Annotated in this window: 1 protein-coding gene and 1 pseudogene; both read left to right on the top strand. The window is 68.7% G+C overall.

Going from position 1 to position 1335, the window contains the following annotated elements; genetic code table 11:
• Window positions 1–359: pseudogene (locus tag APM_RS06535) on the top strand (globin-coupled sensor protein); the annotation flags it as partial.
• A 128-nt stretch (window positions 360–487) separates the two neighbouring features.
• Window positions 488–1335: glutathione-dependent disulfide-bond oxidoreductase (yghU, locus tag APM_RS06540; RefSeq protein ID WP_007422563.1), on the top strand; the 848-nt coding region annotated here is incomplete at its 3' end.

The following is a 1335-nucleotide window of genomic DNA, read 5'->3' on the forward strand; positions in this document are numbered from 1 at the left end:
CCCGGTCCTCGAAACAGGTGGGCGACGGGGTTCGCCTGGTCGGCGAGACCGGCGCCGCGCTGGAGACGATCGCGCAGAACGTGGTCGCGCTCGAACAGCTCATCACCGAGATTTCCGGCTCCGCCAACCGCCAGGCGCGCAGCCTTGCCGAGGTGAATGCCGCCGCCGGGCAGATGAACCAGGCCGTGCAGCAGAACGCCGCCATGGTCGAGCAGACCGCGGCCGCCACCGTGTCGCTGAAGGAGGAAACCGCGAAGCTCGCCGCGCAGGCGGCGGGCTTCCGCACGGCGCAGGACGCGCCGCCCACTGCGATCCGGCGCAGTGCCGCGCGGCCGCACGCGGTGCCCGTGCCCGCCTGATCGACCCCGCGCCAGGGGCCTGAAAAACGCGCCTCCTGGCCCCATCTCCCGTCGCGCGTGCCATCCGGCACAATCGGCGCAGCCCCGCCGGGCTGACGATTCCAGAATTTGAAACGTGGAGACAGACCATGACGAGCGAGACCGCCTACACACCCCCGAAAATCTGGACGTGGGAGCAGCCCAGCGGCGGACGTTTCGCCAGCATCAACCGCCCGATCGCCGGCCCCACCCATGAGAAGGAACTGCCGGTCGGCCGGCATCCGCTCCAGCTCTATTCGCTCGCGACGCCGAACGGGGTGAAGGTCACCGTCATGCTCGAGGAGCTGCTCGCCCGCGGCCATGCCGGCGCCGAATACGACGCCTGGCTGATCCGCATCGGCGAGGGCGACCAGTTCGGCAGCGGCTTCGTCGCCGCCAACCCGAACTCCAAGATTCCCGCCCTGGTCGACCATGGCGGCGGCAAGCCCCGCCGGGTGTTCGAGTCCGGCGCCATCCTGCTCTATCTCGCGGAGAAGTTCGGCGAATTCCTGCCGAAGGACCTCGATGCGCGAACCGAATGCCTCTCCTGGCTGTTCTGGCAGATGGGCAGCGCCCCCTATCTCGGCGGCGGCTTCGGCCATTTCTACGCCTATGCGCCGGAGAAGTTCGAATATCCGATCAACCGTTTCGCGATGGAAACCAAGCGCCAGCTCGACGTGCTCGACCGCCGGCTCGCCGAGGCGGAGTACCTCGCGGGCACGGAATACACGATCGCCGACATGGCCGTCTGGCCCTGGTATGGCGGGCTCGTGCTGGGCTGGCTCTACAACGCGGCCGAATTCCTGCAGGTGCATGAATACCGCAACGTCGTGCGCTGGGCCGAACAGATCCTGGCGCGTCCCGCCGTCCGCCGCGGCCGCATGGTCAACCGCACCTTCGGCGACCCCGCCGAGCAGCTGCACGAGCGGCACGACGCCTCGGATTTCGAAACCCGCAC

The sequence above is a fragment of the Acidiphilium sp. PM genome, from assembly GCF_000219295.1.
Classification (GTDB): Bacteria; Pseudomonadota; Alphaproteobacteria; order Acetobacterales; family Acetobacteraceae; genus Acidiphilium; species Acidiphilium multivorum.